This is a genomic window from Salinimonas chungwhensis DSM 16280 (assembly GCF_000378185.1).
In the GTDB taxonomy this organism is placed as follows: Bacteria; Pseudomonadota; Gammaproteobacteria; order Enterobacterales; family Alteromonadaceae; genus Alteromonas; species Alteromonas chungwhensis.
Map to the genome: position 1 here is coordinate 90,187 of NZ_KB899376.1, position 25,438 is coordinate 115,624.

A 25,438-nucleotide genomic window follows, 5' to 3' on the forward strand; every position below is an offset into this window, starting at 1 on the left:
GAAGGCGGCGCTTAGCCGTCTTCTTTGTTTTTATAGACTGATAATCACTGGTCGTTATCAAAATAAAACTTATCATGAAAGGTGTTAACCCATTCAGGTTTATAGATAACCAGTAAGGTAATTGCTACACCGTTTAGCAGCGCCTCTGGAAATAACATTAACGGAATTATCATCAGATAGTTGTCGATAATAGCCTGCGCACTGTAAACGTCATCGAGTACGTAGTATCCGCCCAGCGTAAGCATGCTAATGGCAAGGACCAGGGCCGCGGGTAAAAACGCACACAGAAAAATATAGACCAAAAAATTGCGGGGCAATTTATGCCAGGATAATGCAAAGATAATGTAGGTAATGCCTATGGGCAGCAGCACTTTGGCGATACCATTGACGCCAATCATTACCCATTGAGACTGACCTGCAAGGCAAAGCACCAGTAAACACAGCGAAGCACTTAACGTCGCTGCTCTAAACCCAAGGGTGAGAGTCAGCGCGCCGGTCATCAGAAAGTGTATATCCGGGCCCAGCGAGGTGTGCAGCCGCAGGAACCATAATAACATCACCAAAGCGGTGGCATTAGTAATTGCCAACCGACTTGATGAAGATGTCCAGATTTCTCGAACATCCGTCGATCTGATTACCTGAACCAGCGTGACCAGAAATATGACTAAAGCTACAGTTTGCAAGGCGCTCATAGGCGGAGCTGATCAGTCCTTATAGTCAGCCCAGATAGGCGCATGATCTGATGGTTTCTCGATACCGCGAAGTTCGTAGTCAATACCAGTTTGCTGTAAGGCACTATGAACATTGGCTGTTGCCAGTATATGGTCAATTCGTAAACCACGGTTGTCCAAAAACCCTTTAGACCGATAATCAAACCAGCTGAACTGGTCATCAGTTTGAGGATTCTGATGGCGGTAGCTGTCTGTCAGCCCCCAGTCATACAACCTTTGGATCCATTCTCTTTCTTCTGGAAGAAAACTACACTTACCTGTTCTTAACCAGCGTTTTTTATTTTGCTCCCCAATTCCGATATCAATGTCCTGCGGTGAGATATTTAAATCGCCCATGATGATTACATCATCTTCAGGTGTATGGTGTGTTTCCAGATAGTCGGATAGATCTGCGTAAAACTGGCGTTTGGCAGGAAATTTCGTTTCATGCTCTCTATTTTCTCCCTGAGGAAAATAACCATTTAGCACTGTCAGTGGTTTGTCTCTGCCAGAAGAAAATGTCAGCATAATCATGCGTCGCTGCGCATCGTCATCGTCAGTAGGAAAACCGTACTGAACGTTATCAGGCGCGCTTTTCGACATGAATGCAACGCCATAATGACCTTTCTGCCCGTGATAATAAACATGATAGCCCATGTCACGAACTGCCTCTTCAGGAAACTGGTCATTCTGAACTTTGATTTCCTGCAGGCCAATAACATCAGGATCATGTTTATCAACAATTGCCTGTAACTGATGAAGCCTTGCCCGGATGCCGTTTATATTAAAAGAAATAAATTTCATAATCTTTTTCATTATTGTCAGGTTGGTGCAAAAAATTATATAAAAAGGCGCTCAGGCCGGATGACGCTGCTGGTGTGTCAACGACTGGGCACAAAGCCTGAGACCTTCAAATAACTGGTTGGCGCTGGTGATACACTTTTTAGGGTTTACTCGGTGAACATCTGCCCACACTTGTCCGTCTCGGACGAAAAGTTCCCACTGCTTGCCAAGACCAATCATTGTCTCATAGTAATTCATAGGCAGCGACTCAAAGCCAGCGTGGTTGAGCCACCGGTACAAAATTCGCGCGCCCATCGATGATCCCATCCATACATAGGCTGCTGCAAGCATGGCTTCGGGTTCCTGAACATCTATCACGGCGGGAAAGTCACAATATTGCGGGTTACTGAGCAGGGCGTGTAAATCGCTGTCCACTGCTACTACCACATCTTCTGCTTGCATATACTGTGTAAACGATACACAACCATTAAACTTTTTTAATAGTTCATAAACATAGTGATGGAAGCTTGCCAGTACCGTAATATTTTTACTATATGCCTGACGATCAAATATTTCCGATTTCATCATTGTATTAAACGGATAGGTGGCTTCCAATACAGTGTGGGCTTCCTTAGTTCCGTGTTTGAGCTCGACAAAAATGTTATTCATTGCATTTGGTGTCCTGATCGTTTATTCGTTTTTTGTAGGACATCCCTACGTCATTTTGCGGTAAAGAAGTAAACTATGAAAAATGACCAATCTTCAATTGCTTCGTCTGTAGACCTGACAAGTTGCGACAGAGAACCCATCCATCTGCTTGCCCATACACAGTCTTTTGGCTGCCTGGTTGCGCTAAGATACGACTGGATTATTGCTTTTTGTTCGGCCAATGCAACCGATTATTTTCGCGCTGAAAGTGACGAGATTGTTGCCAGTCCTTTCAGCAACTGGGTCGATGCGCAACTGTTGCATGATATTCGTTCTGCGTATCAGGCTGCCAGTATAACCGGACGCAACGAACGCCTGTTTAATCGCTATATTGAAAAAACTGGCGTTGCGGTCGATATTTCTGTTCATGATAACGGTACTTTTATTATTGTCGAGTTTGAAAAGATCACTGCCGACAGGGTGTCAGAAGATTCATTTGTTCGGGCAATGCTCGGTCAGTTTCATCATTCCAGTGATAGCCAGACGCTGATAAGTACCACTGCACAGTATTTGCAGCTTATTACCGGATATGACCGGGTAATGATTTATCAGTTTTTGTCTGACGGCTCCGGCGAGGTCGTGGCCGAGGCAAAAAGCTATCAGGTGGATGCTTTTTTTGGCTTGCGCTATCCGGCATCAGATATCCCCCGTCAGGCCAGAGCCCTCTACCTTAAAAACTTGTTGCGGGTAATTCACGATGTGCACAGTGACCCGGTACCGGTTGTGCCGGGTGTAACCGATGAGCAGCAGAATATTGATTTATCACTGTCTACATTGCGCGCCGTCTCGCCAGTCCATATTCAATACCTGAAAAATATGGGTGTAGAGGCTTCTTTGTCAGTCAGTATAGTGATTAATGGAAAACTGTGGGGGCTTATCGCCTGTCACCATTATAGCCCGAAAGTACCTTCGTACTTTATGCGCACGGAACTGGAACTCTTTGCCGAAATATTTTCACTAGAGCTTACCTCGCGGTTGATGCAGGAGCGTGAAACTGAAAGTAATCGTGTGCGTAATGTGCATAATCAGATTATGGCAACCATTGGCGGTGAAGGAACACTTATAGCATTACTGAGACGCCAGTTCGCCACAATGCGAAGTTTAATAGATTGTGATGGAATTGGTGCGGTGGTTGATGAAGAATACCAAAGTTCGGGGATTAGCCTTCGCCATGAACAGGTTCGTCAGCTCACCCGCTACCTTAACCGGCAGGCCTCCAGTGAGGTTATCGCTATAACCAGTGTGGCTAAGGTATTGAATGATTATGATACACAGACCGATAAAGTGGCCGGTGTACTCGCTATTCCCATATCGAAAAATCCACGGGATTATCTGCTTTTTTTCCGCAATGCTCAAACCCAAACTGTCAACTGGGCCGGCAACCCCGATAAGCCTGTAACGCAAGTAGCCAATGAAGATCGGCTTGCACCCCGTGAAAGTTTTGCCCTATGGCAACAAACCTACAAAGATCAATGCGAACACTGGCAGGAAAAAGATATTAACAGTGCCGATTCATTGCGCGTGACACTGCTTGAAGTCATCATCCGACACCTGCAGGATCGCAGTGATATGCAGCAGCAGGCCAGACGTAAACATGAAGTGCTAATTTCAGAGCTGAATCACCGGGTGCGCAATATTCTGAATCTGGTCAATGCAATTGTAGTGCAAACCGACCAGTCCGGACGTACCCTGGATGAGTTTGTGGAAACCCTCTCAGGCCGGATAGTCGCACTGGCCTCCGCCCACGATCAACTCACCGCGTCCCATTGGGATAACCTGAGTTTTCGCCAGTTAATCACTACCGAAATTCAGGCTTACGTACAAAGTGAGGCGACTATCCGTTTTGACGGTCCCGAGGTGGCATTTGTCCCCGACGCCACTACACCGGTTGTACTGGTTATTCATGAATTGTTCACCAATGCCGCCAAATACGGTGCACTGTCGCCGTCTGAACATAAAGGTAGCGTGGCTCTTTCCTGGTATATCGATGCGCGCAATGATTTGCAGATTGCGTGGTGTGAGAGTGGTGGCCCTCCGGTTAGGATTCCTGAGCGCGAAGGCTTTGGCATGATTTTAATAAAAAACACCGTTCCTCACGAGTTGGGGGGAGATGTAGATGTGAGGTTTGAACCAGATGGTCTGAAAGCGAGTATTCGTATTCCTAACCGGTTTTTCACAACTTACAACGCCAATCCTTTACCAATAGCGTCTGATGAAACCCCGACTGCCCCGCAGTTAGGCATGCCCGAAAGCGCATTGGTTATTGAAGATAGCCTGGTCATAGCATTAGATATGCAGAAAAAGCTCAAGCGACTGGGAATTGGTAAGGTTTTCATTGCCGGTAATCTACAGTCTGCCAGACAGCATCTGGACCGGTGCCTGCCTGAGCTGCTGGTGAGCGATGTGCATCTGGGAGACTCTACTACCTTTGACATTATCGAACAGGCGCTGATGCTGAATATACCGAGCATAATTGTAAGTGGTTATGGGGATGCGCTCAACGTGCCCGCCGCATTGCGCTCGGTGCCGCTGTTGACCAAGCCTGTATCTGATAAGTTGCTGCATCATACCTTGTATGAACTGCTTCAGCCCTAAATGAAAAGGATAAAAATGAGTCTGTTAGAAAATAAGCGGGTATTGGTGGTCGAAGACACCACTATCGCAGCGACTTATCTGGCCAGAGAGCTGGCAGCACTGGATGCCCAGGTGGTTGGTCTGGCCCGCTCGGAAGAGCAGGCGCTGGAGTTGGCCGAAAAATTCAGCCCTGAACTTATTTTAATGGATATTCATCTTGCAGAAGGCAGTAACGGCATTGACGCTGCGCATGCTATCGGTCGAATACAACGGGTTCCGGTGATTTTTACCACAGCTTACAGCGACGATGCTACGCTGGCCAGCGCACTTGAGGCCTCGCCCTATGGCTACATGGTAAAGCCTTTTAATGCTAAGACGCTTAAAGTAACGTGCGAAACGGCGCTTCAGCGATTTGCCCTTGAACAGCGAGCCCAGGACAGTGAAAAACGGTTCAAGTTGGCCGCGGAGGCGGCCCAGCTGGGCGTCATGGAGATGAAAGGGGATGGTCGAGGATTCATATTTACCGGCGCAAAGAGTTTGCTCCATCGGTTTGGATCCTCAACGTCGATTGATTTGAACCGCTTTTATGATTTATTTAAACAAGAAGAGCGTCAGGAAGTTGCCGCCTGCATTGAGCAGAATAAAAGCCTGCATAAAACCATTTGTATCGACAGTCAGAACGATATCTGGGTCGATATTCTATTTAGTGACATCAACGTTGCAGAGTCCCAGGTGCATATTGGCGCTGTTATAGATGTCACGGAGCGTCAGCGCCAAAGCAAAAAACTACGTCTGTCGAGCATTATCCTGGATCAGTTAGCCGAAGGCGTGGCTGTCCTGACCAGGGATTTTACCATTATAGATTGTAACCGGGCATTGGTTGATCTGATGGTGGGGAAGACGGGGCAGTTAATTGGAAAATCTTTGGTTGATTTTGGTGTCGACTCGCATAGTGTTGCCATGACAAAAAATAAATCAATAATGCTCCGAGAAAAGATAAATCTATTTAATGCCCGGGGCGAGCAGTTTCCTGCTCTGCTGACAGTGACTGAACTCACAGCTTCCTGTGATGAAGAAAAATACATTGCGACAGTCTCTGACATTTCTGAATTGACCCGTGCTGAAAAACAACTCGAGTCGCTGGCGTTCACAGACTCGCTAACGGGTGCAGGTAACAGAAATTATTTAAAGTTAGCGCTCAATGACCGGGTTTTCAGTGACAATATTCAAGCCTTAATCTTCATTGATTTGGACGGCTTCAAAGCGATTAACGATACCCACGGTCATGACGTGGGCGACGAAGTACTATGTGAATGCGCTATGCGCTTAAAACACACCATTCGCGAGAATGACACGCTGATTCGTCATGGTGGCGATGAGTTTGTTATCCTGGTACAACAAAGTGACGATTTGCAGGCCCTCAGTGAACGGTTGTTAGCGGTGTTTGATGACGCAATTGTTGTCAACGATTTATTATTGCCTGTTGGTGTCAGTCTTGGCGTGGCTGAGGCCGAGGATGGCAAAACCGCGAACGAACTACTCAAGCACGCTGATATCGCTATGTACGAAGCAAAACGTCAGGGTAAGGGGCAGGTGGTCTTTTATACATCGCAGCAGGACGCGGCGATTCAGTACCGGCTCTATGTGGAACAGGGGTTACTGGATGCTATCGTCAATCATGAACTTTATGCTGTCTATCAGCCCATCGTCGATAGCACCGGAACAATTGTGGCGCTGGAGGCGCTTTGCCGCTGGCAAAGCCAGGAGGTTGGCGATATCCATCCCGATTCGTTTATTCCCATTGCCGAGGAGACGGGCCTGATTAACGAGCTGGGGCTGAAAATGTTGCGAGAAGTGTGCATTGCCAGTGCGTTACTCAAAGAAGCCGGATTAGGGCACATCCGAGTGCATGTTAATGTGTCTATTCTGCAGCTAAACTCCAGTGAGCTGGTCAAACAGTTTATGACATTTTTGGATGAATTTTCTGTAAATGCCGATGATATCGTCTTGGAAGTAACAGAATCTGCTATGCACGACATCGGCACACGACGCATTTTACGTGAGCTTTATACGGCCGGCTTTACCATAGCGATTGACGATTTTGGCTCCGGTTATGCCTCTGTTTCTGAGCTTAGTGAGCCTTATACTCACATTGTCAAACTGGATAAGTCATTACTGCCCGGCGATAATGGCCACGAAACAAAGCGAATCATTATCGATACCCTAATCCAGATGTGTAACCGTCTGGGTAAGTCAGTGTTGCTGGAAGGAATTGAAACCGAAGAGCAGGCTATGTTTGCCAGACAAGCTGGCTGTGACATGATGCAGGGTTTTTTATATTCACGTCCCATGACCATCAATGAGCTTTTACCTTCTTTACAAGCCCCGGCTGCGACACCGTAACGTTATTCAGAAACTCAGTTTACTTCGCCGCTCTTTGACAAAATGACTGGCCGATACCTCATGGTTGGTCATGGTTGGTAGCGAGAATATCGACGGACAGGGCATACTTTGCATGCCCTGATAGACCAGTTGTGGCAAGGGCGCTAATAAAGACACAGCGCAGGCGTACTTATTAACTTCACAATAAATAATCTTACAGTTCTCTGTGCGCAGGGTATTGTCAATCAATGCCATTGTATCCAGCGCATGTTGGGCAATATTGTCCAAATGGTGCTGAAAATTATTCTGCATAGCACTTTCGCTCCAGGGAAACTCAATTTCTGTCACCACACCGGAAAGCGGAGCAAGCAAGTCATCACGGAGCCAGACCGAAAAATGCCGGTAATGTATACTGATGACATCGTGAGTTTCGTAATCGGTAGAAAGCACCAAAGGTGCTGAAGCATCACTCATCATGTTCAAACCTGCTCCGCCAGCAGTTCGTTATCAAGATATACCGATAACGGAAAACTCTCATATACCTTATCGCCAAATGCGCGTGTTTTATGAATAACAAACACATTTGCATGCTGATTCCCAAACTGCCCGATGAAAACATTCACAAACTCTGCCACGCTCGTACGAGATTTCGTCAGCACCGCTGTCAGCATAGACATGGCCTGATTATGCAAAATTTCCAGGCTTTTATTAAACTCTGCTAAAAGGGCTAAAACATCCACCCGGTCAGGTGTTTCTGTAAGCACCGATGCTCTGAAATCGGCCGGCCCACCGATATATTCCCGCTCAATATAGGCCCGAAAATCGTATTCGCGCACAGGTTGTTCCTGCTCATCCAGCCGTACAAATGAGCGACACCGAAAAGCATGAACGCTGAGACCGTAATAAGTCACATAGTCATACATGGAATCCACAAAACGATAAGCAAACGAGTTTTTGTACAGCTTATCCATTTGATCGGAAAGCTGGGTTACCAGTTCACGCTCAAGAGGCAGACAACTTTGCACATGCCGTTTTAGCTGGCTGGTGAAAATTCTCGCGCTCAATACATAATTATTTATGCTGGCATTGAGTTGCGGCCTGATTCTTTCTATGTCACTGATATTATGCTGACTGGTATATAATTCACCCAGCTGTGCCATGTTTTCTTCAACCAGCTGGTAGTTAGAAAGGACCAGCTTGTACTTGTACGACACTGCGTGAATCAGCGACAATCGTTTACGCGCCCGCTTTAGCTCCCTGAACTGCTCTTCAGTTAATGCCAGCGTTTTTTCGTTATTATTAGACGATAAGTAAAACTCGGAATCCATTACGGCAAACAGGTAAAAAAAGTATGCTACACATTACCATGAGGTGTATTTAGGATAAAACATAATTGCGCATCTGACGCTCCGAACTAGGGGAGAGCAGTCTCGGTATCAGATTGGCGCCAGTAAAGCTTCGTCCGTATAATACGTTTATTTGTCCATTGGAGTATTCAGTTGTTTCCAGAAACTGTAACAAACGCGCTTTCATCTTCGCTCATCAAACAGGCCGCATCATTGTCTGCAGAGGAGCGCCAGGCGCTGTTCATGCAATATAGCGAGAAAGCCGGCGCATTGTGGTTAAGACAAGGTGCTGAAGGCTATGTAATGATAGCCCCTGAACAGTGCGCAACGGTGGCGGAATTTAGTGCGCTTTTGCCGGTGTGGCCACACCAGTCGCTGGTGGCGCTGTGGCCGGTACCAGATGATAATATCAGTCAGCCGGTAAGTCTGCAGCTTTCCGAATTCTTGGACACCTGGCTACCTGGTCTGAAAAAAAACAATGTTGGCGTAGTAATCTTTCCCATTGCCGATGATAACGGCATGGTGATGAGTGCAGACGAGCTGCTTACGTATTTTGCCGACAGTGGTGTTGCTAAATGAGTGATTGTCGTCTGCCCCTGGCTGAAGCAGTGGCCGGTGCCCGCGGCTGGGATAATGTTACTCGACAAATTATGCTGGCTGGCAAAACCCTCCGGCAACCAGATAATAAGTGGCTGGATCCATCTTTTCAGGTCTCAGGGTGTCAAAGTCAGGTTTATGTGTGGCAAACCTGTGATGACAAGACAGAAAATAGTCAGTTTGCAGCCTGGTCAGATGCAAAAATAATCCGCGGGGTACTGGCTATCGTGTTGGAAAAGGCCAATGAGCTGACAGTTACTGAGGTCAGCAGCTTCGATTTCGCTACTTATTTGCATAATGCGGGTGTGATCCGTCAGCTGAGCCAGTCTCGCGCAGATGGCATAGGCGCGGTTATTTGCCGACTTCAGGAGCTGGCAAGTTTGGCTACATCACCACTCAGATAGCGGTTTGTTGTGGTAAAGTGGTAAAGATTTTGTCGATGCAGGCTATGCCTGTGTGTTTCAGATCACACCGCTGACTGATTAGCGTACTCATCAGGGCAACCTGAGCAAGATTTCCGGTATAATTATACAGGCAGGCATGGGTAAATAACGCGGCACTCCAGCGCGCCGGCAGGCGTTCAGTGTTAGCCAGAAATGCATCCACCGGGGTGATCAAATCTTGCTTTACTTCTCTTTCCAGCTGGCGCAGGATTTCCAGGCCGTCATTATCCGATTCGGATTTACCTGTCTGCCGCTGTTGTTTAATACGACCGACGATATCAGCTATACCATGACAAAGCATGACACCTTCCGGGTGGGGCGATGGTGCACCAATCACAGGTTTTGAACAAATAAGCGTGGTGAAAACAATTAAAGGTATGAATATATTCATTGCGGCCACCGGGTTATCTGCTGAAAGATATATCTCTTCAAAGATATAGCAGAGAAATCTGTATTTAGCTGTTGTTTTTCGCGTTTTTCGCTTCTATCCATTGCGACATATACTGAGTAGCTCGCAGATTCTGATGCCATAGCAACTGCTGGTAAAAAAGACTGGCCCGGTGGGCCTCAAGACGCTCCAGTAAATTGCTGATCGTTGCCGTTAACGCATACTGATGCGTTTTTGTATCAAACTGCCGGGCAATAATAATATTGCCTTTTTCGACAGCTTGCTGACGGGCAGCCGCATTTTCATAATAAAATACACTTTGCGAGACAAATTCATCCTCGTTGTCTGTGACTGCTCCGGGCCAGGCATCATCGCTGGCGATACCTTCTGCTCCAATGGCGGTGGTAATGCTGGGTAACTGGCATTGCATGGCTGTAACTAACTTGCCTTTGACCCCGGCGCCAAACCGAAGCGGGGCGAGCATCACCCGATGTCTGGACAGAGCGATTCGCGCATCCGGCGCCCAACCTTCAATCAGAAAGCCGTTCTTAGCGTTATGTAAGTTAGTCACCTTTTTACCCGGATAGGCACCATATACAAAAAGTGAGGCATGGGGCAGGGCAGCGCGTATTTTAGGCCAGAGGGTTTCTTTTAAATACAGCAACGCATCCCAGTTGGGGGCGTGACGAAAGTTGCCGATAAAGGTGAATCCATTGCGCGCGCTTTCATCTGTGCTCACTGCCGCTAACGGAGCTATCATAAGTGGTTGCACCAGAAGCTGTGTTGGCGAAATAGCAAATTGCTCAGTAAGCAGGGTATACTCAGACTGGGAAATTACCAGGGTTAAATCACTACGGATTATCGCTGCCACCTCACGCTGAACCATATCATCGTTAAATGGCATTGTGGGGTTTTTCGGCGGCTCAGTTTTACCTTTGCTAATCTGCTGTCTTGCATGGCGCAGGCTGTGTAGATCTTCGGTGTTAAGCACCCGCAATGCCCCCGGGCAGTGTTGTCTGACTCGCCAGGAAAATTGTTCTTCGGTCATGAAGCGATCGAAAATTACCACATCAGGGGCTAATGTTGCTATCAGTGCGTCAAATTTACTGCAGTTGACATTAATCCGCTGTGTGGCGATACCACACTCTGTAAGGTTCGCCATGTGGGCAGAATCTGCTGCTGCACTTAAAAAAGTGATATCCCAGCCGCCACCAGAAAACGCTGTTAGCAAGCCCAGCATATTTTCACCTGCTGCCGAAGAGTTCGGTTCAGGCCAGACATATCCGATAACTACAAGACGACGTGTTGTCAAACCAGGGGGACTCCAGCGAACAAAAGAAGCACAAATATAGCAAATTGTTCCGATAAAGGGCATGCTGGAAGCCGGTTAGTTGAAAGATTGAATATGCGCATGCATTTAGTTTTCGGTACCGGATTGGTTGGCAGTTATCTGGCTGGTAATTTAGCGTTAACCGGCCATCAGGTTCGCGTGATAGGCAGAGATAAAACGATTAAGGCGTTGACCAAGGGTCTTCGACTGTCGGATTATCAGGGCAACGCAGCGCAGGTACCTGCCATTTACCAGTACCACAGCCGCGAGCAAGACATCGTCGAAGTCATCTGGCTGACCGTAAAATGTACCAGTCTTAATCTAGCCGTGCGTGAGCTCAGGGCTTTGGTCAAAACCGGCAGTATTGTCATTTGTTGCCAAAACGGATTACGCGCGGTTCACCAGATGAGAACCGCCTTTCCAAACTGCAAAGTCTTTAGTGCTGTGGTGCCTTTCAACGTGGTGAGGCTGGAAGACGGTACCCTGCATCGCGGTTCAGAAGGTAGACTTACCTTGCCCAAAGAGATACGGCGAGTACTTCCTGAATTATCAAAAACGCTCAATTCCGAGCTGCTCCAGGTTCGGTTAGTATCAGACATTAATGCGATTCAGGCCGCCAAATTACAGCTTAATCTGAGTAACGCGGTTAATGCATTAAGCGACCTGCCGGTAAAGCAAATGCTTGAAGATCGTGGATATCGTAAGGTTATCGCTCACTTAATGCGAGAATGGCTGGAGGTGGCCAGCACTAACCGTATTGCGTTGGCAAAGGTTACCAAAGTAGACGGAAAGTGGCTGCCATTTATCCTGAGTCTGCCTGATTTTATGTTCAGGCGGGTTGCCGCTACGATGTTAGACATCGATCCTACTGTAAAAACATCAATGTGGTGGGATTTGCAACAGGGAAAACCTACCGAGGTTGAAGATTTAAATGGTGAAGTGGTGCGCCAGGGGGTATTAGCAAGAAACTATTGCCCCGCCAATAAGGTGATAATAGATTTAATTTATGAGGCTAACAGACAGCGCCGGGAGACCGGTAGTTATAAAGCATTAAGCGCCAGTGAACTACTCAACGAGATAAAAATAAAACGTTTGGAAAAAAGCAGTTACAAAATTTGATAAGCAGGTTAATGGCTGAATACCTGTTTTAGACATACAGTTAATGTATAACGAGGATACCGGGATAGCGCCATGGAGACAGTGTTGTCTTTCTGGCCAAAGAGGTTACCGAGGAGTACATAATGAAATTGCAGCAGATCGCCGCCCGCGCAGGGGAAATTTTTGTTTTACCTGACGCAGTCACCCGGTTAAAGGCGAGTATGGATGACGGCGCGGCCAGTATTGATGACGTGGCTGAAATTATCAGTTTTGATCCGGCCCTTGCCAGTCAGATTCTTAAAGTCGCCAATAGTGCTTTATACCGGTTCCCAAAACGGATAGATACAATCTCAAAAGCGCTGCAGGTGATTGGCACCCGGGCAGCCTACGATCTTGCGCTGGCCTACGGTATCAGCCATGCATTCAGCGATATAGAATCGCGCATCATAGATTTGGATAAATTCTGGGAACAGAGTGTCAGCTGTGCATTGTTGGCAAAATATCTGGCTGAAAGCAAAAATATCAAAGAGCCAGAGCGGCTGTTTGTTGCCGGACTGTTACACAACATCGGTGAATTAGTCATTGTTTCACAGGCACCAGAGCAGGCGCAGCGGTGTCAGCATTTCAATGCGAGGGTGAGCCCGGCCAGTTTGCAAGAGGCCGTACTGGGATTTACCTATTCTGCATTGTCCGCCGAGATGGTAAAACAATGGTCGATTCCTGCCTGTATTTATGAGCCTGTAGAGCATATTCATGATGAGATCTCGTCGACAAGCCCCGTGGAGCACCGTATTTTGCAGTTAAGTTATACTCTGGCACTGGATAATGTGTACCCTGAAATCTATCTCGGTTATAGCAACTTGCAAAAAGAAATGCATGAATCTCTGGACCTGCAGCGATCAGACTTAGAAGATGCACTTGATATTACTAACCTGCAATGTATCAGCGTTATTGCCCTGTTTAACCCCAGCGCATTTGTGCTTTATTAAAAGTAAGTATGCAGACAGTGCTCATTTTTTGATTACAAACGGGTAGGGGATGTAGGTTAACCAGGGGCTAACCCCACTCTGCATTCCTTTGGATAAATATCACAACCACCATCTATCTATGCCTGTTACTTTTTTCTTATACTTGCATGTCTTTAGTTGCCACGGCCTCGACACGCGTCTCTCAGGTTCTTCTATTTTGCTGCAAACTTGCTCTAATCAAATACCGCAACGGTTTGTCTGCTGATTGCTACCACTTCATTATCTTTGTCCCATATTGTGGCTTCAGTATGACCGTAACCATCTGCCGCCTGCCGGGTGTGGGCCTGGTAGGCAAACCAGTCGGCACCGGAAACGGGCCGGTGGGGGTGGATGAATTCTATGTTCCAGGTCACAGTACTGGCTGGGGCAGGCCACCTCATCATCTGTAGTAAGGTTGGTGGCCAGGCATCAATCATAGTGATAAGGTGCCCGTCGGTAAGTGTCTCAGGGGCCTGACTAAAGCGCATAAAGCCATGATAATGATGGGTTTTGCGCCCAGTGAACGGAACGCCCCCTTCTGCAATCGCCAGGTCAAAATGGCGTAAAAATTTAGGCGTCACTTTAGGGATTTGTGGGATAAACTGCGCTTTACGCGGGGCTGACATGGCGTGGACCTCATGATTTTCCACTGAGATTTTTGATACTCTGCCAACGCCGAAGCATGCCTGACTGGCGACGCAAACCTTGCCATTTTGAATTATCTGGCCGCTAAAATGACTGACATTTTTGCCTTCTCTGAGCTTGACCACCTCGATATCGAAAGGGTAATCGAGCGTAATAGGACCAATAAAATTGGTATTAAACGCACGTAAAACCCGGCTGTCTTCCACCTGAGCGTTGATGGCAGTAAACACCATGCCCGCAGTGATGCCCCCAAATGCGGTTCTGCCCTGGCCCCAATCGGCACTGATAATGCGTTCACGATAAACAGCCGTTGTCTCGTTAATCCACGCTGGCTGAGAAAATGTCAGAAGTTCATCAATATGCATAGGTGTTCTGGTCTGATGAGTAGGGTATGGTATCCTACCGTAAGGTGCGATAATCGCCAACGGACTTTTTCCATTCTTGTAGAGGTAACAACCAATTGGCTTCATCAGTTTCGGTGCATTTTGCCCATGCGAACGGTTTTCCGGCAGAAAGCTATCAGCAACTGTTTGCTCATTTACCGGCAACCTGGACACTCCATGCAAAGCCGCAGTTTGGGCATAACCCACAGTTGCCGGTTAATAAAAATTGGGCTAACCAGGTTGAGGAGTTGCAGGACTATGTCAGGTGTAATTGCCCGGATGGACAAGTTTACGGGGTTGGTCACTCCTTTGGCGCGGTGATTACGTTTATGGCAGCGTGTTTGTATCCCAAAATGTTTAAAGGCGTGATTCTAATAGATCCCCCATTAGTATTAGGGCCAAAAAGTCTGTTAATAAGGTTAGCCAAAAAAACTGCTTACATGGATAAACTCACCCCCGCCGGACTTGCTCAAAACCGAAATACCCGGTGGTCAAAAGACGCCGATCTGGTTGAGTATTTTAAAAGCAAGGGGTTATTCAAAAACATGCAGCCTGCTTGCGTGGCAGATTATGTCAAAGCCGCCACTGCAGTTGAGGGCGACCATCAAGTACTGACATTTGATGCGCAGGTTGAGGCCGATATATTCAGACATTTGCCCCATAATCTGGATAAGTTTAAAGGCAAGCTTCGGTGCCCCGGTCTGCTGATAACCGGTCAGGACTCAAATGTCTGTAAACCTGAGTACTGGCGACGTTTTATTCGACACAATCCCATTGCGCATACCCGGGTACCCGGTGGTCATATGTTGCCGCTGGAGCACCCGTTAGAGTTAGCTGAAAAGATTACGACGACGATTCAGCAGTGGGAGAAAAGCAGGTAGTCATGCAGGCGCTGCTAAAGCGCCTGCAACATTTCCTTGGTAACTAATACCACGCCTTTATCTGAAACCCGAAAGCCACGTTCGCGATCATGTTCATGATTGTAGCCAATTTCCATACCTTCCGGAACAACGCTTCCGCGATCGATGATGACTTTTCGCAGACGACAATGGCGCATGATTTCCACATCCGGAAGGATAACGGCCTCATCTATCTGGCCGTACGAATGAACATGGACATTGGAGAAAACCAGGCTTTGCCTTAGCGTAGAGCCGGATATAATACAGCCACCGGAAACCACAGAGTTTATTGCTTCACCGCGCCGATCATCGGTATCCCAGACAAATTTTGCCGGTGGTAGCTGCTCCTGATAAGTCCAGATAGGCCATTTTTGGTCATATAAATTGAGCTGAGGCACCGGTGCCACCATTTCCATGTTGGCTTCCCAGAATGAGTCAATAGTACCTACGTCGCGCCAGTAGGCTGTCGCATCACTACTACCTTCAAAAGGAAATGCATAGACACTGTGGTCGGCTATAATTGATGGAATAATATCTTTACCGAAGTCCCGCTCAGAGCCCTTGGTTTCAGCATCCCGACGTAGTTGTTCAAACAAGAATTCTGTATCGAAAACATAGTTACCCATTGAGGCCAGGCAGTATCCTTCCCGATTAGGCTGGGGGGCCGGGTGAGCTGGCTTTTCCTCAAATCCGGTGATACGAAGATCGTCTTCTACCGACATTACACCGAATGCGCCGGCAGCCTCTTCCGTGGGAACTGACATACATGACACTGTCATTTTTGCGCCCGTTTCTACATGGTGAGCAAGCATATTTCCGTAATCCATTCGGTAAATATGATCGCCGGAAAGAACCATGACGTACTTGGGCAGCTCATCCCGGATAATGTCGATATTCTGAAAAACCGCATCAGCAGTGCCGGCGTACCAGTGATCGGAGAACCGTTGGGAAGCGGGTAAAACTTCAACAGATTCACCAAGCTCTTTTTTAAAGTGGCCCCAGCCCCGGGTCAGATGTCTGATCAGAGAGTGGGACTTATATTGGGTGACTACACCCACTCGGCGAATACCAGAATTGATGCAATTAGATAACGGAAAATCGATAATCCGAAATTTGCCGCCAAAGTATAACGCGGGTTTGGCCCGCCAGTTTGTTAGCTCATGCAACCTGGAGCCCTTACCGCCGGCCAGAATCAGCGCATAGGTATCGCGTGTTAAATTACTGATGTAGCGATTTTTGTGATCTGCCATGGTATCTCTCCTGTGCGATTTTCCTTCATATCAAATAGGGAAAATGTGCCCATTAATTAGTTTTTGGGTGGCAAGCTTATTAGTGTACACATGATCCCGTTATAAACCACCCAGACAACTTGGGGAATATAAATAAAACGTTAAAAACGTTAAAAAGGCTCAGGAGACAATGGTAAATACGACAATCAGTATAAGTTACCAGACAGACTACAGGCTGATGCTGAACACCGAGAAACTATCCATGAAAGGTAAATTGTTAAAAAAGTGTTATAATCAATATGAGTTATATAAAACATGGATAAATCATGAGCTTACTGAAGAAACTCATATTTTTAATGACAGCAGTTTTGGTGGTTTTTGTTGGTGTAGGTTTGTTACTACCAAAAGAATATGAGGTCAAAAGAAGCATAGTTATTAATGCCTCGCCTGAGGATATTTATCCCAGTGTCGTGGATCTTAAACAATGGAGCAGTTGGGGGGTCTGGTTCCAGCGCGACCCGAATATGCAAATTGAATATGGCGGGCCGGACCGTGCTATAGGTATGTTTTCAAAGTGGCATAGTGCGAGCGAAGGAAGCGGTGAGCTGGAAATTACGCAGCTCAAACATAACCGCAGAGTTCGCTATAGTTTACGATTCGCTGAATATGAAATGGGGACCACCGGACAAATTTTACTTGAGGAAACGCCCGATGGCACACGGGTTATATGGAGTGATAAAGGAGAAGTAGGTGCAAATCCACTAGACCGCTATTTTGTGTTGATGATCGACGACATGATTGGGCCTGATTTCGAAACAGGCCTGGAAAACCTCAAAACAGTGGTGGAAAATAAAACCTGATTGACCGGGGTAAGTGCGCTGCCAACCCGAATACGAGTCTGTACTATCTGCCTGAATGAATTTAAACTATTGAAAATCTACGCTTTGGAAAGTTAGCCCAAAGTTGTTTATGGCTTGTTTTGCGAGGGACTGTGAACCTAAAAATAACGTTTTGCAGAGGGCATCAATGGCTGGCCAAAAAAATCGGCTGGTAGGAGCGCTATCTGCCAACAAGCTGGCAGATTTGCTGATATCAGCAAAAACAACGTTGCCGGCTTTACTTATTTCACTGGGCGCGCCGCCCTGGATGATAGGCTGGCTGGTGCCGATTAGAGAGTCCGGCGCTTTGTTGCCTCAGGCTGTTATTGGTATTTTGCTGCGAAAGATGCGTACCCGGCATATTATATGGCGGACCGGAATTATCGTACAGGCGTTGTCTGTAATGGGGATGCTCATCGCCGCCCTGAGTCTGGATAATAGTCAGGCTGGTTGGGCGATTCTGTGCCTTCTGGGGCTTCTGAGCATGGGGCGTGCAGCCTGCTCACTGACTATAAAAGATATCGAGGCCGATATAGCCAATAAGGGCGAACGAGGTGCCCTGCTGGGCAAGGCATCGACAATTTCTGGCATCGTTACTTTGCTTGTAGCTGTCCCATTGGTATTTTACCAGGATGTGCTGGGTCAAGAAGCAATTCTGTTTCTAATCAGCGCAGCTGCTGTGGCCTTCCTGTTCACTTTTATTATTTTGTTGCCGATAAAAACCTACGTGGATGTTTCGCGTGAGACGAGCGAAAATCATGACGCCCATTCACCGCCACGGTTTCATAACTTTGACTCCATTGTCTATCGCTTTATTTTGGTTCGGGGACTTTTTGTGCATTCTGCACTCGTTGCTCCTTACTTTATGCTGGAAAGTGAAGCCGACGCGAAGTCACTGTTACCCCTTTTTCTGGCAGCAGAGGCTTCAGCTGCGTTGTTTTCATCAATAGTCTGGGGCAAAGTGGCCGATAAAAGTGCACGCCTGGCTTTGCAAATAGCAGGCATTATCGCTACCGCCGCCTGTATTGGTTTACTTGTATTACCGGCCCCATCGCTTTGGATATCAGGACTGCTGTTTTTTGTACTGGCCATTGCCCATACCGGTGTTCGAACAGGGCGTCAGACTTACAGTCTGGATGTCACTGAAGGGCAGGACCGAACCGAGCTGGTGGCATTCAGTAATACTGCAATTGGCATTATTTTACTGGGCTTTGGTGCTTTTTACGCCATGCTCCAATCTCTTATCGGATTTTCAGTTGTTTATGTGATGGCTGGTATGCTGTGTGTGGCTATTGCTCTGACATTTATTCTGCCAGCCGAGAAAGCAAAGCAGTAACGCGGTTTATCTATTCCATTTCGCCTGTCATGATGACCGCTAATTTACCTTAACGCTTAGGCGTGTCACCAGCAGGACGATGAGTGATGTTACAGTCTCAATTAAATACTGCCAGCCGTCTCATTAAATCCCTGGGGCCGGGAATACTTATGGCCACAGCCGCCATAGGTGGGAGCCATTTGGTGGCGGCGACACAGGCAGGCGCGCATTATGGCTGGCAGCTGGTTATATTAATCATTGCCGTTAATATTCTTAAATATCCGTTTTTTCGAGCCGCCGTCACCTACACCGTAGATAGTGGACAGACATTGCAACAGGGCTACCTGAGCATGGGTAGGGGCTATCTGTTGATGGCCATGGTGATAAACTGCGTTGCGGCTGTGGTAAATGCCGCTGCGCTGTTAATGTTTGCAGCCAGTTTACTGGGCTATTTCTTGCCTTTTACAGTCCCGGTTCCAATGCTTGCTGCCATTGTTCTTGCAACGATATTGTTTATTTTGTTGGCCGGACATTTTGAAGCGATGAATAAGGCGGCAAAACTTATCATGCTTCTGCTGGTAATTAGTACCGTCACCGCCGCAGTGGTCGCTGGCTTTAACGGGCCTGCCGCGCCACCAGATTTTTCCGGTGAATCGCCCTGGACGGTTGCTGCCATAGGTTTTTTGGTTATTACCATGGGGTGGATGCCAGCGCCCATCGAAATATCAGCGATCACTTCATTATGGCTCAAGCGGCAGCAAGACTCAGTTAGCGTGACGCCAGCGTCAGCGCTGTTTGATTTTAATCTGGGGTATATTACAACGACGCTACTTGCGGTGGTATTTTTAGCACTTGGAGCGCTTATATTGTATGGCAGTGGAAAAGATATGGCGGTCGGTGGCATTGGATTTTCTCGGCAACTGGTGAGCCTGTACGCCTCTACCATTGGAGAATGGTCGCGTTATCTTATTGCGACTATTGCCTTTTTGTGCATATTCGGTTCAGCGCTGACTGTCTATGATGGATATTGCCGGGCTATCACTGAAGCGCTGGGTTTGCTCAGGGGAACCAACGATGAACCTGAACGTCACTTTACCAAAACTTTGCTACTCGTGGCGATTATCAGTTTTATTATTGTGCTGTTTTTTCAATCTGCATTACTGGCTATGCTTGGATTCGCCATGACTCTGGCTTTTACTACCACGCCATTATTTGCCTGGTTAAATCATCGTTTGGTTAATACCTCGCGTACAGAAAGTTCGTTTGGAGCTACTCATTGGCTACGGCGCTTGAGCCTGGCGGGACTGATTTATCTATTTGGTTTTCTGGGCGTTTTTATCTGGTGGCAATTCGTCAGCAGCTAAAAAAAGAGGCCGCATGCCGCCTCTTTTTCAAAGGACTGTTATCCCATCGCGTTGGCGACTTTTGAAGACGGGGGGCGACCCACTGCCTGCATAATGAAGACAGAAGCCCTAAGCAACTTTTGCATATTTACACCAGTGTGTATGCCCATTCCATCAAGCATATAAAGGACATCCTCAGTGGCTACATTACCGCTGGCACCTTTTGCATAAGGACAGCCGCCTAAGCCGGCCACCGCACTGTCGATAGTCGATACACCACAAGAGAGCGCAACATACAGGTTGGCCAGCGCCTGCCCATAGGTATCATGAAAGTGCGCAGCAAGCTTATCAACGCCCACTGCGTCTGCCACAACTTCCAGCATGCGCTGCGTTTTGACAGGCGTTCCCGTGCCGATTGTATCGCCCAGCGATATTTCGTAGCAGCCCATGTCGAGCATTTTTTTCGCGACACTGGCTACAGCAGCTGGCGCAATTTCACCTTCATAAGGACAGCCCAGAACGCAGGATACGTAACCGCGTACCCGCAGGCCATTGGCTCTTGCCTGGCTTACCACTGGGGCGAATCGATCCAGACTTTCATCCACCGAGCAATTGATATTCTTCTGGCTAAAAGATTCAGAAGCCGCACCAAAAATAGCCACCTCATCAGCCCTGGCCGCGAGAGCATTTTCGAAACCTTTAATGTTTGGTGTCAACGCCGAATAGGTTACGCCCTCGCGCCGCTTGATCTGCGCAAAAACCGCATCTGAATCGGCCATTTGTGGCACCCATTTGGGAGACACGAAACTCCCGGTTTCGATATGTCTGTGACCAGCATCTGCCAGCATTTCAACCAGGTCTACTTTGGTTTGTGTGCTCACCTCTGACTTTTCATTTTGCAGGCCATCTCGTGGTCCAACCTCAACCAGACTTACCGTTTCTGGAAAATTATTCATCTGGTTCAAACTCCAGCAACTGCGCACCGCCATCTACCAGATCACCGGGTGCGAAGAAAATAGCTTTCACCGTGCCATCTGCAGGGGCAGTGATATTATGTTCCATTTTCATAGCTTCCATGACCAGCAATGTATCGCCTTTTTTGACTTTATCACCCTCGGCCACGGATACATCAACCATTGTGCCATTCATGGGCGCGGCAAATCCGCCATCATGTGCTGAATCATCAGCGTGCCCGGTATCTGGCATATGGTAGTCAAGATGTAATGCGCCCTGGGGGGTAAATAACGTGTAGCGCGCGGAATCTGACGCCCAGCCGATGCGCTGCTGGTAGCCATCTATTTGCGCATAAAGCACATGATTGTCCACATGCCCGCTAACCTGGTAGGTTTGATTGTTCACCTTCATCTGCCATTGATTGGGCGATTTGGGTGTGCCGCAATGCGCAACTCTGACGTCGGCGGTGGTATCACCTATGGTGAATGTCAGAGTTTGCTCATGCCTGAAATTTGCCCGCCATGCCAGTGGCATGGCCCATGGGGAGCCAGGATCGCCGTCGCTGGTTACCGGGTGCTGGTTGGACAAAAGTACCAGCATAGCGGTAGCGGCCAGCATTTTGTCATCTATCTGCGTGGGACGGGCAAACAGGAGTGACTCATGTTTTTCAATAAACGTAGTGAGAAGCTCAGCATCCTGAAAAGGCTGGCTGGCAGCCACGTTATATAAAAATTCCAGGTTTGTAGTGACACCAGCGACATGGTAATCCCGTAACGCCGCTAGCAGCCGTTGTAGCGCGCGCTCACGGTTCTCATCCCAGACTATTAGCTTGGCAATCATGGGGTCGTAATAAACAGAGACTTCATCGCCCTGAACGACACCAGTATCAACCCGGACATGCTTTGATTCCTGAGGTGGTTGCAGCAGTGTGAGTCGGCCTGTGGCGGGTAAAAAGCCATTTGCCGGATCTTCAGCGTAAAGACGGGCCTCAAAGGCATGACCATGTAACTGTAACTGGTCCTGAGTTTTAGGTAACGGCTGGCCATTGGCAACCTGGATCTGCCAGTCAACTAAATCTTCGCCGGTAATTTTTTCGGTAACCGGATGTTCAACCTGCAAGCGGGTATTCATTTCCATGAAGTAGAAATCTTCACCATCAAGCAGGAACTCGACCGTGCCTGCACCCACATAATTGATAGCCTGAGCCGCGCGTATGGCTGCCTCACCCATACGTCGGCGTACCGCTTCGTCCATGCCCGGAGCAGGAGCTTCTTCTATAATTTTCTGATGCCGCCGCTGTACCGAGCAATCCCGTTCAAACAAATACACGCCATTACCGTGGGTATCACAGAAAACCTGAAACTCTACATGACGCGGCTGCGTCAGATATTTTTCAATGAGCATTACATCATCACTGAAACTCGCCATAGATTCACGGCGTGCTGCACGCAGTGCGCTGTCGAACTCATCCGCATTCCACACCTGGCGCATACCTTTACCACCACCACCGGCTGCCGCTTTGAGCAAGACGGGATAACCCATTTCATCAGCGTGCTTTTTTAAAGTCTCATCTGACTGATCATCCCCATGATAGCCAGGCACCAGCGGAACACCGGCTTTCTGCATAATGTTCTTAGCGGCAGATTTGGACCCCATCGCTGATATCGCATCGGGTCCAGGCCCGATAAATGTAATATGATTATCAGCACAAGCGCGGGCAAAGTCGGCGTTTTCGGATAAAAAGCCGTAACCAGGATGAATTGCGTCCACCGCTAATTTTTGCGCGACATCGAGAATTACATCAGCCCGCAGATAACTGTCCTTGGAAGGCGCAGGCCCTATGTTTACTGCCTCATCTGCCATACTGACGTGCAGGGCGCTGGCATCGGCGTCCGAGTATACGGCTACGGTGCCAATGCCGAGCTTGCGTGCAGTTTTAATTACTCGACAGGCAATTTCACCGCGATTTGCAATAAGAATTTTTTTAATCATTCTGTGACTCCTGCCAGGCCGGCTTTTGTTTATTTAAAAACGCATTCAGACCCTGCTGGCCTTCTTTTGATACACGCACGCTGGCTATCCACTTACTCGTTTTTTCCATTAGCGACTGGTCAATGGGTACGCCTGCAACATACTCTACGAGGGTCTTCGCCTGGCCTACTGCGCTGGGCCCATTTTTAATCACCTGGCTGATGATGTCATCGATGGTGCTGTCAAGTTCGTCTTCGGTTACCGCTTCACTAAGCAGACCCAGTCGGCGAGCCCGTCGCGCAGAAAAAACCTCTGCGGTCTGGAAGTAGCGTCGGCATACCCGTGCACCCATTGCTTCAACAACGTAAGGTGCGATGGTGGCGGGTATCAAGCCAATTTTCACTTCGCTGAGACAAAACTTGCTCAAGCGACTACCAATAGCAATATCACAACAGGCGATAAGCCCGATAGCGCCACCAAACGCAGCACCCTGTACTCTGGCAATGGTCAGCTTGGGCAGGGTGTACAGTGTTTGCAGCATGGTTGCCAGCGCCATGGCGTCGCGCTCATTTTCCTCTTCACTGTAGCCGGCCATACGCTGCATCCATTGAAGATTCGCCCCTGCGCTAAAACTTTTACCACGCGCTTCAAGTACTACAACTCTCACAGCGCTGTCATTAGCCGCCTGAGTAAAATAATCAGTCAACGCGCCAATCATCGCATCATCGAATGCGTTATGTTTATCTGGATTATTAAGCGTTACCGTTGCCACACCACGTTCACTGACGTGGTAAAGGACGGCTGAGTTTTCGATGGTCATACGCTCACTCCTTACATTCTGAATATGCCAAATTGAGTTTCCTCAATGGGCTTGTTGAGTGCTGCAGAAAGTGACAATCCCAGCACCATTCTGGTATCCGCCGGATCAATTACGCCATCATCCCAGAGACGAGCTGAGGCATAGTAGGGGTGGCCCTGCTTCTCATACGTATCGACAATAGGCTGCCGGAATTTTGCTTCTTCTTCCTCGGACCACTGCTCATCAGCACGTTCTTTTTGATCACGTTTAACCTGCGCCAGCACGCCGGCAGCTTGTTCTCCGCCCATCACGGAAATACGCGCATTGGGCCACATAAATAAAAAACGCGGATCGTAAGCACGTCCACACATGCCATAGTTACCCGCACCAAAACTGCCGCCGATCAGCACCGTCAGTTTGGGCACGTTAGCGCACGCCACTGCGGTTACCATTTTGGCGCCGTGTTTGGCAATACCACCGGCTTCATACTGTTTGCCAACCATAAAGCCTGTAATATTCTGTAAAAAGATTAACGGAATACCGCGCTGAGCACATAGCTCTACAAAATGCGCGCCTTTGAGTGCGCTTTCGCCGAATAAAATGCCGTTATTGCCGACAATCCCAACCGGATAGCCGAAAATACGCGCAAAGCCACATACCAGCGTAGTACCATAAAGCGGTTTAAACTCATCAAATTCTGAACCATCTACAATGCGCGCGATAATCTCTTTTACATCATATGATTTACGGCTGTCTTTGGGTACGATGCCGTAAATATCTGAAGCCGGGTAGTGCGGCTCGACGGGTTTTTTAATATCCAGCCCTACAGACTTTGTGCGGTTCAGGCGGCTAACCGTATCCCGGGCCAGCGCCAAGGCATGATGGTCATTATTTGCCAGTAAATCGGCTACCCCGGATGTACGGGTATGGACATCACCACCACCGAGTTCTTCGGCTGAAACTACCTCACCTGTCGCAGCTTTTACCAGGGGGGGGCCGCCCAGAAAAATAGTTCCCTGCTCCTTAACGATGATACTGACGTCGGCCATGGCCGGAACATATGCGCCACCGGCTGTGCATGAGCCCATCACAACAGCGATTTGAGGAATATTTTTTGCTGACATATTGGCCTGATTGAAAAATATCCGCCCAAAATGCTCTTTATCAGGGAATACTTCGTCCTGACGGGGGAGGTTGGCACCGCCGGAATCAACCAGATAAATACAGGGCAGGTTGTTCTGCATGGCGATTTCCTGCGCCCGTAAATGTTTTTTCACTGTCAGGGGGTAGTAGGTGCCACCTTTTACCGTAGCATCATTGGCCACCACCATGCATTCGATACCGCTGACCCGGCCAATCCCTGCAATGACGCCGGCGCCTGGCACATAATCGTCATAAACTTCCCAGCCAGCCAACTGACCAATTTCCAGAAAAGGTGTACAGGGGTCGAGCAGCGCTTCAATGCGCTCTCTGGGCAAAAGCTTGCCCTTGGACGTATGACGAGCGGCAGCTTTCTCGCCACCACCCTGTCGGATTTTTTCAATTTTTTCTTCTAAATCTGCCACCTGTGCCTGCATATGCTGCACATTATCGGCAAATTCCTTTGAGTTTGAATTGACAGAAGTTGATAATACGGGCACGTGTCCCTCCAGTATA

General features: G+C 48.1%; 23 protein-coding genes. 10 read left to right on the top strand and 13 right to left on the bottom strand.

Annotated features, from left to right (window positions below):
- Positions 1–44: 44 nt before the first annotated feature.
- From F458_RS0100470 to F458_RS0100480, 3 genes are read right to left on the bottom strand one after another with little or no spacing between them, the layout of a single operon-like run.
- Positions 45–692 (bottom strand): energy-coupling factor ABC transporter permease, encoded by a 648-nt coding sequence (locus F458_RS0100470; RefSeq protein WP_018981401.1) that lies wholly within the window; start codon positions 690–692, stop codon positions 45–47.
- 12 nt (positions 693–704) lie between these two features.
- Positions 705–1,514 carry an exodeoxyribonuclease III gene (gene xthA, locus F458_RS0100475; RefSeq protein WP_018981402.1) on the bottom strand — a complete coding sequence of 270 codons (810 nt, stop codon included), beginning with the start codon at positions 1,512–1,514 and terminating at the stop codon, positions 705–707.
- Between the two features lie 51 nt (positions 1,515–1,565).
- Positions 1,566–2,162: a heme oxygenase-like domain-containing protein gene (locus F458_RS0100480; RefSeq protein ID WP_018981403.1), complete on the bottom strand. Its 597-nt coding sequence runs from the start codon at positions 2,160–2,162 to the stop codon at positions 1,566–1,568.
- 75 nt (positions 2,163–2,237) lie between these two features.
- Here F458_RS0100480 and F458_RS0100485 point away from each other — a divergent pair, with 75 nt between their 5' ends.
- Together F458_RS0100485 and F458_RS0100490 are read left to right on the top strand one after the other, a co-directional pair.
- The gene (locus tag F458_RS0100485) at positions 2,238–4,796 is read left to right on the top strand and encodes an HWE histidine kinase domain-containing protein (RefSeq protein ID WP_018981404.1); all 2,559 of its coding nucleotides are present in this window, start codon (positions 2,238–2,240) and stop codon (positions 4,794–4,796) included.
- 15 nt (positions 4,797–4,811) lie between these two features.
- On the top strand, positions 4,812–7,178 hold the full coding sequence (locus tag F458_RS0100490; RefSeq protein WP_018981405.1) for an EAL domain-containing protein: 2,367 nt from the start codon (positions 4,812–4,814) through the stop codon (positions 7,176–7,178).
- Positions 7,179–7,184: 6 nt separating this feature from the next.
- Here F458_RS0100490 and F458_RS0100495 read toward each other — a convergent pair whose 3' ends face one another.
- Entirely contained in the window at positions 7,185–7,634 is a 450-nt protein-coding gene (locus F458_RS0100495) for a hypothetical protein (protein WP_018981406.1), read from the bottom strand.
- A 2-nt stretch (positions 7,635–7,636) separates the two neighbouring features.
- Positions 7,637–8,485 carry a hypothetical protein gene (locus tag F458_RS0100500; RefSeq protein WP_018981407.1) on the bottom strand — a complete coding sequence of 283 codons (849 nt, stop codon included), beginning with the start codon at positions 8,483–8,485 and terminating at the stop codon, positions 7,637–7,639.
- Positions 8,486–8,656: 171 nt separating this feature from the next.
- Here F458_RS0100500 and F458_RS0100505 point away from each other — a divergent pair, with 171 nt between their 5' ends.
- Entirely contained in the window at positions 8,657–9,082 is a 426-nt protein-coding gene (locus F458_RS0100505; RefSeq protein WP_018981408.1) for a DUF2750 domain-containing protein, read from the top strand.
- A complete protein-coding gene (locus F458_RS0100510) occupies positions 9,079–9,504 on the top strand; it encodes a SufE family protein (protein WP_018981409.1) in 426 nt (141 codons plus the stop codon). The genes F458_RS0100505 and F458_RS0100510 overlap by 4 nt, the downstream gene beginning before the upstream one ends.
- On the opposite strand, the gene F458_RS0100515 is transcribed toward F458_RS0100510, so the two are convergent.
- Together F458_RS0100515 and F458_RS0100520 are read right to left on the bottom strand one after the other, a co-directional pair.
- Complete coding sequence (locus tag F458_RS0100515) at positions 9,497–9,934, bottom strand: hypothetical protein (protein WP_018981410.1); 438 nt, start codon at positions 9,932–9,934, stop codon at positions 9,497–9,499. The genes F458_RS0100510 and F458_RS0100515 overlap by 8 nt on opposite strands.
- A gap of 64 nt (positions 9,935–9,998) precedes the next feature.
- Positions 9,999–11,243, bottom strand: a complete 1,245-nt coding sequence (locus F458_RS0100520) for a glycosyltransferase (RefSeq protein WP_026294384.1) — start codon at positions 11,241–11,243, stop codon at positions 9,999–10,001.
- Between the two features lie 93 nt (positions 11,244–11,336).
- On the opposite strand from F458_RS0100520, the gene F458_RS0100525 reads away from it, so the two are divergent.
- Together F458_RS0100525 and F458_RS0100530 are read left to right on the top strand one after the other, a co-directional pair.
- Complete coding sequence (locus F458_RS0100525) at positions 11,337–12,380, top strand: 2-dehydropantoate 2-reductase (RefSeq protein ID WP_018981412.1); 1,044 nt, start codon at positions 11,337–11,339, stop codon at positions 12,378–12,380.
- Positions 12,381–12,502: 122 nt separating this feature from the next.
- Positions 12,503–13,348, top strand: a complete 846-nt coding sequence (locus F458_RS0100530) for an HDOD domain-containing protein (RefSeq protein ID WP_018981413.1) — start codon at positions 12,503–12,505, stop codon at positions 13,346–13,348.
- A gap of 212 nt (positions 13,349–13,560) precedes the next feature.
- Here the strand turns inward: F458_RS0100530 and F458_RS0100535 are convergent, their stop codons facing one another.
- Positions 13,561–14,376 (bottom strand): acyl-CoA thioesterase, encoded by an 816-nt coding sequence (locus tag F458_RS0100535; protein ID WP_018981414.1) that lies wholly within the window; start codon positions 14,374–14,376, stop codon positions 13,561–13,563.
- Positions 14,377–14,471: 95 nt separating this feature from the next.
- Between F458_RS0100535 and F458_RS0100540 the strand changes: the two genes are divergently transcribed.
- Positions 14,472–15,275, top strand: a complete 804-nt coding sequence (locus tag F458_RS0100540; protein ID WP_018981415.1) for an alpha/beta fold hydrolase — start codon at positions 14,472–14,474, stop codon at positions 15,273–15,275.
- Between the two features lie 14 nt (positions 15,276–15,289).
- Here the strand turns inward: F458_RS0100540 and glgC are convergent, their stop codons facing one another.
- On the bottom strand, positions 15,290–16,543 hold the full coding sequence (glgC, locus tag F458_RS0100545; RefSeq protein ID WP_018981416.1) for a glucose-1-phosphate adenylyltransferase: 1,254 nt from the start codon (positions 16,541–16,543) through the stop codon (positions 15,290–15,292).
- 305 nt (positions 16,544–16,848) lie between these two features.
- On the opposite strand from glgC, the gene F458_RS0100550 reads away from it, so the two are divergent.
- The 3 genes from F458_RS0100550 (at position 16,849) to F458_RS0100560 (ending at position 20,079) form a co-directional block, all read left to right on the top strand.
- The gene (locus tag F458_RS0100550) at positions 16,849–17,382 is read left to right on the top strand and encodes an SRPBCC family protein (RefSeq protein WP_018981417.1); all 534 of its coding nucleotides are present in this window, start codon (positions 16,849–16,851) and stop codon (positions 17,380–17,382) included.
- A gap of 166 nt (positions 17,383–17,548) precedes the next feature.
- A complete protein-coding gene (locus tag F458_RS0100555) occupies positions 17,549–18,736 on the top strand; it encodes an MFS transporter (protein WP_018981418.1) in 1,188 nt (395 codons plus the stop codon).
- Between the two features lie 86 nt (positions 18,737–18,822).
- The gene (locus tag F458_RS0100560; protein ID WP_018981419.1) at positions 18,823–20,079 is read left to right on the top strand and encodes an NRAMP family divalent metal transporter; all 1,257 of its coding nucleotides are present in this window, start codon (positions 18,823–18,825) and stop codon (positions 20,077–20,079) included.
- 38 nt (positions 20,080–20,117) lie between these two features.
- On the opposite strand, the gene F458_RS0100565 is transcribed toward F458_RS0100560, so the two are convergent.
- Genes F458_RS0100565 through F458_RS0100580 form a run of 4 tightly spaced genes read right to left on the bottom strand, consistent with a single transcriptional unit; the run spans position 20,118 to position 25,422 of the window.
- Positions 20,118–21,014: a hydroxymethylglutaryl-CoA lyase gene (locus tag F458_RS0100565; protein WP_018981420.1), complete on the bottom strand. Its 897-nt coding sequence runs from the start codon at positions 21,012–21,014 to the stop codon at positions 20,118–20,120.
- Positions 21,007–23,004 (bottom strand): acetyl/propionyl/methylcrotonyl-CoA carboxylase subunit alpha, encoded by a 1,998-nt coding sequence (locus tag F458_RS0100570; protein ID WP_018981421.1) that lies wholly within the window; start codon positions 23,002–23,004, stop codon positions 21,007–21,009. Before F458_RS0100570 ends, F458_RS0100565 begins: the two co-directional genes overlap by 8 nt.
- Complete coding sequence (locus F458_RS0100575; RefSeq protein WP_018981422.1) at positions 22,997–23,803, bottom strand: enoyl-CoA hydratase/isomerase family protein; 807 nt, start codon at positions 23,801–23,803, stop codon at positions 22,997–22,999. Before F458_RS0100575 ends, F458_RS0100570 begins: the two co-directional genes overlap by 8 nt.
- An 11-nt stretch (positions 23,804–23,814) precedes the next feature.
- Positions 23,815–25,422: a carboxyl transferase domain-containing protein gene (locus F458_RS0100580; protein ID WP_018981423.1), complete on the bottom strand. Its 1,608-nt coding sequence runs from the start codon at positions 25,420–25,422 to the stop codon at positions 23,815–23,817.
- Positions 25,423–25,438 lie beyond the last annotated feature (16 nt).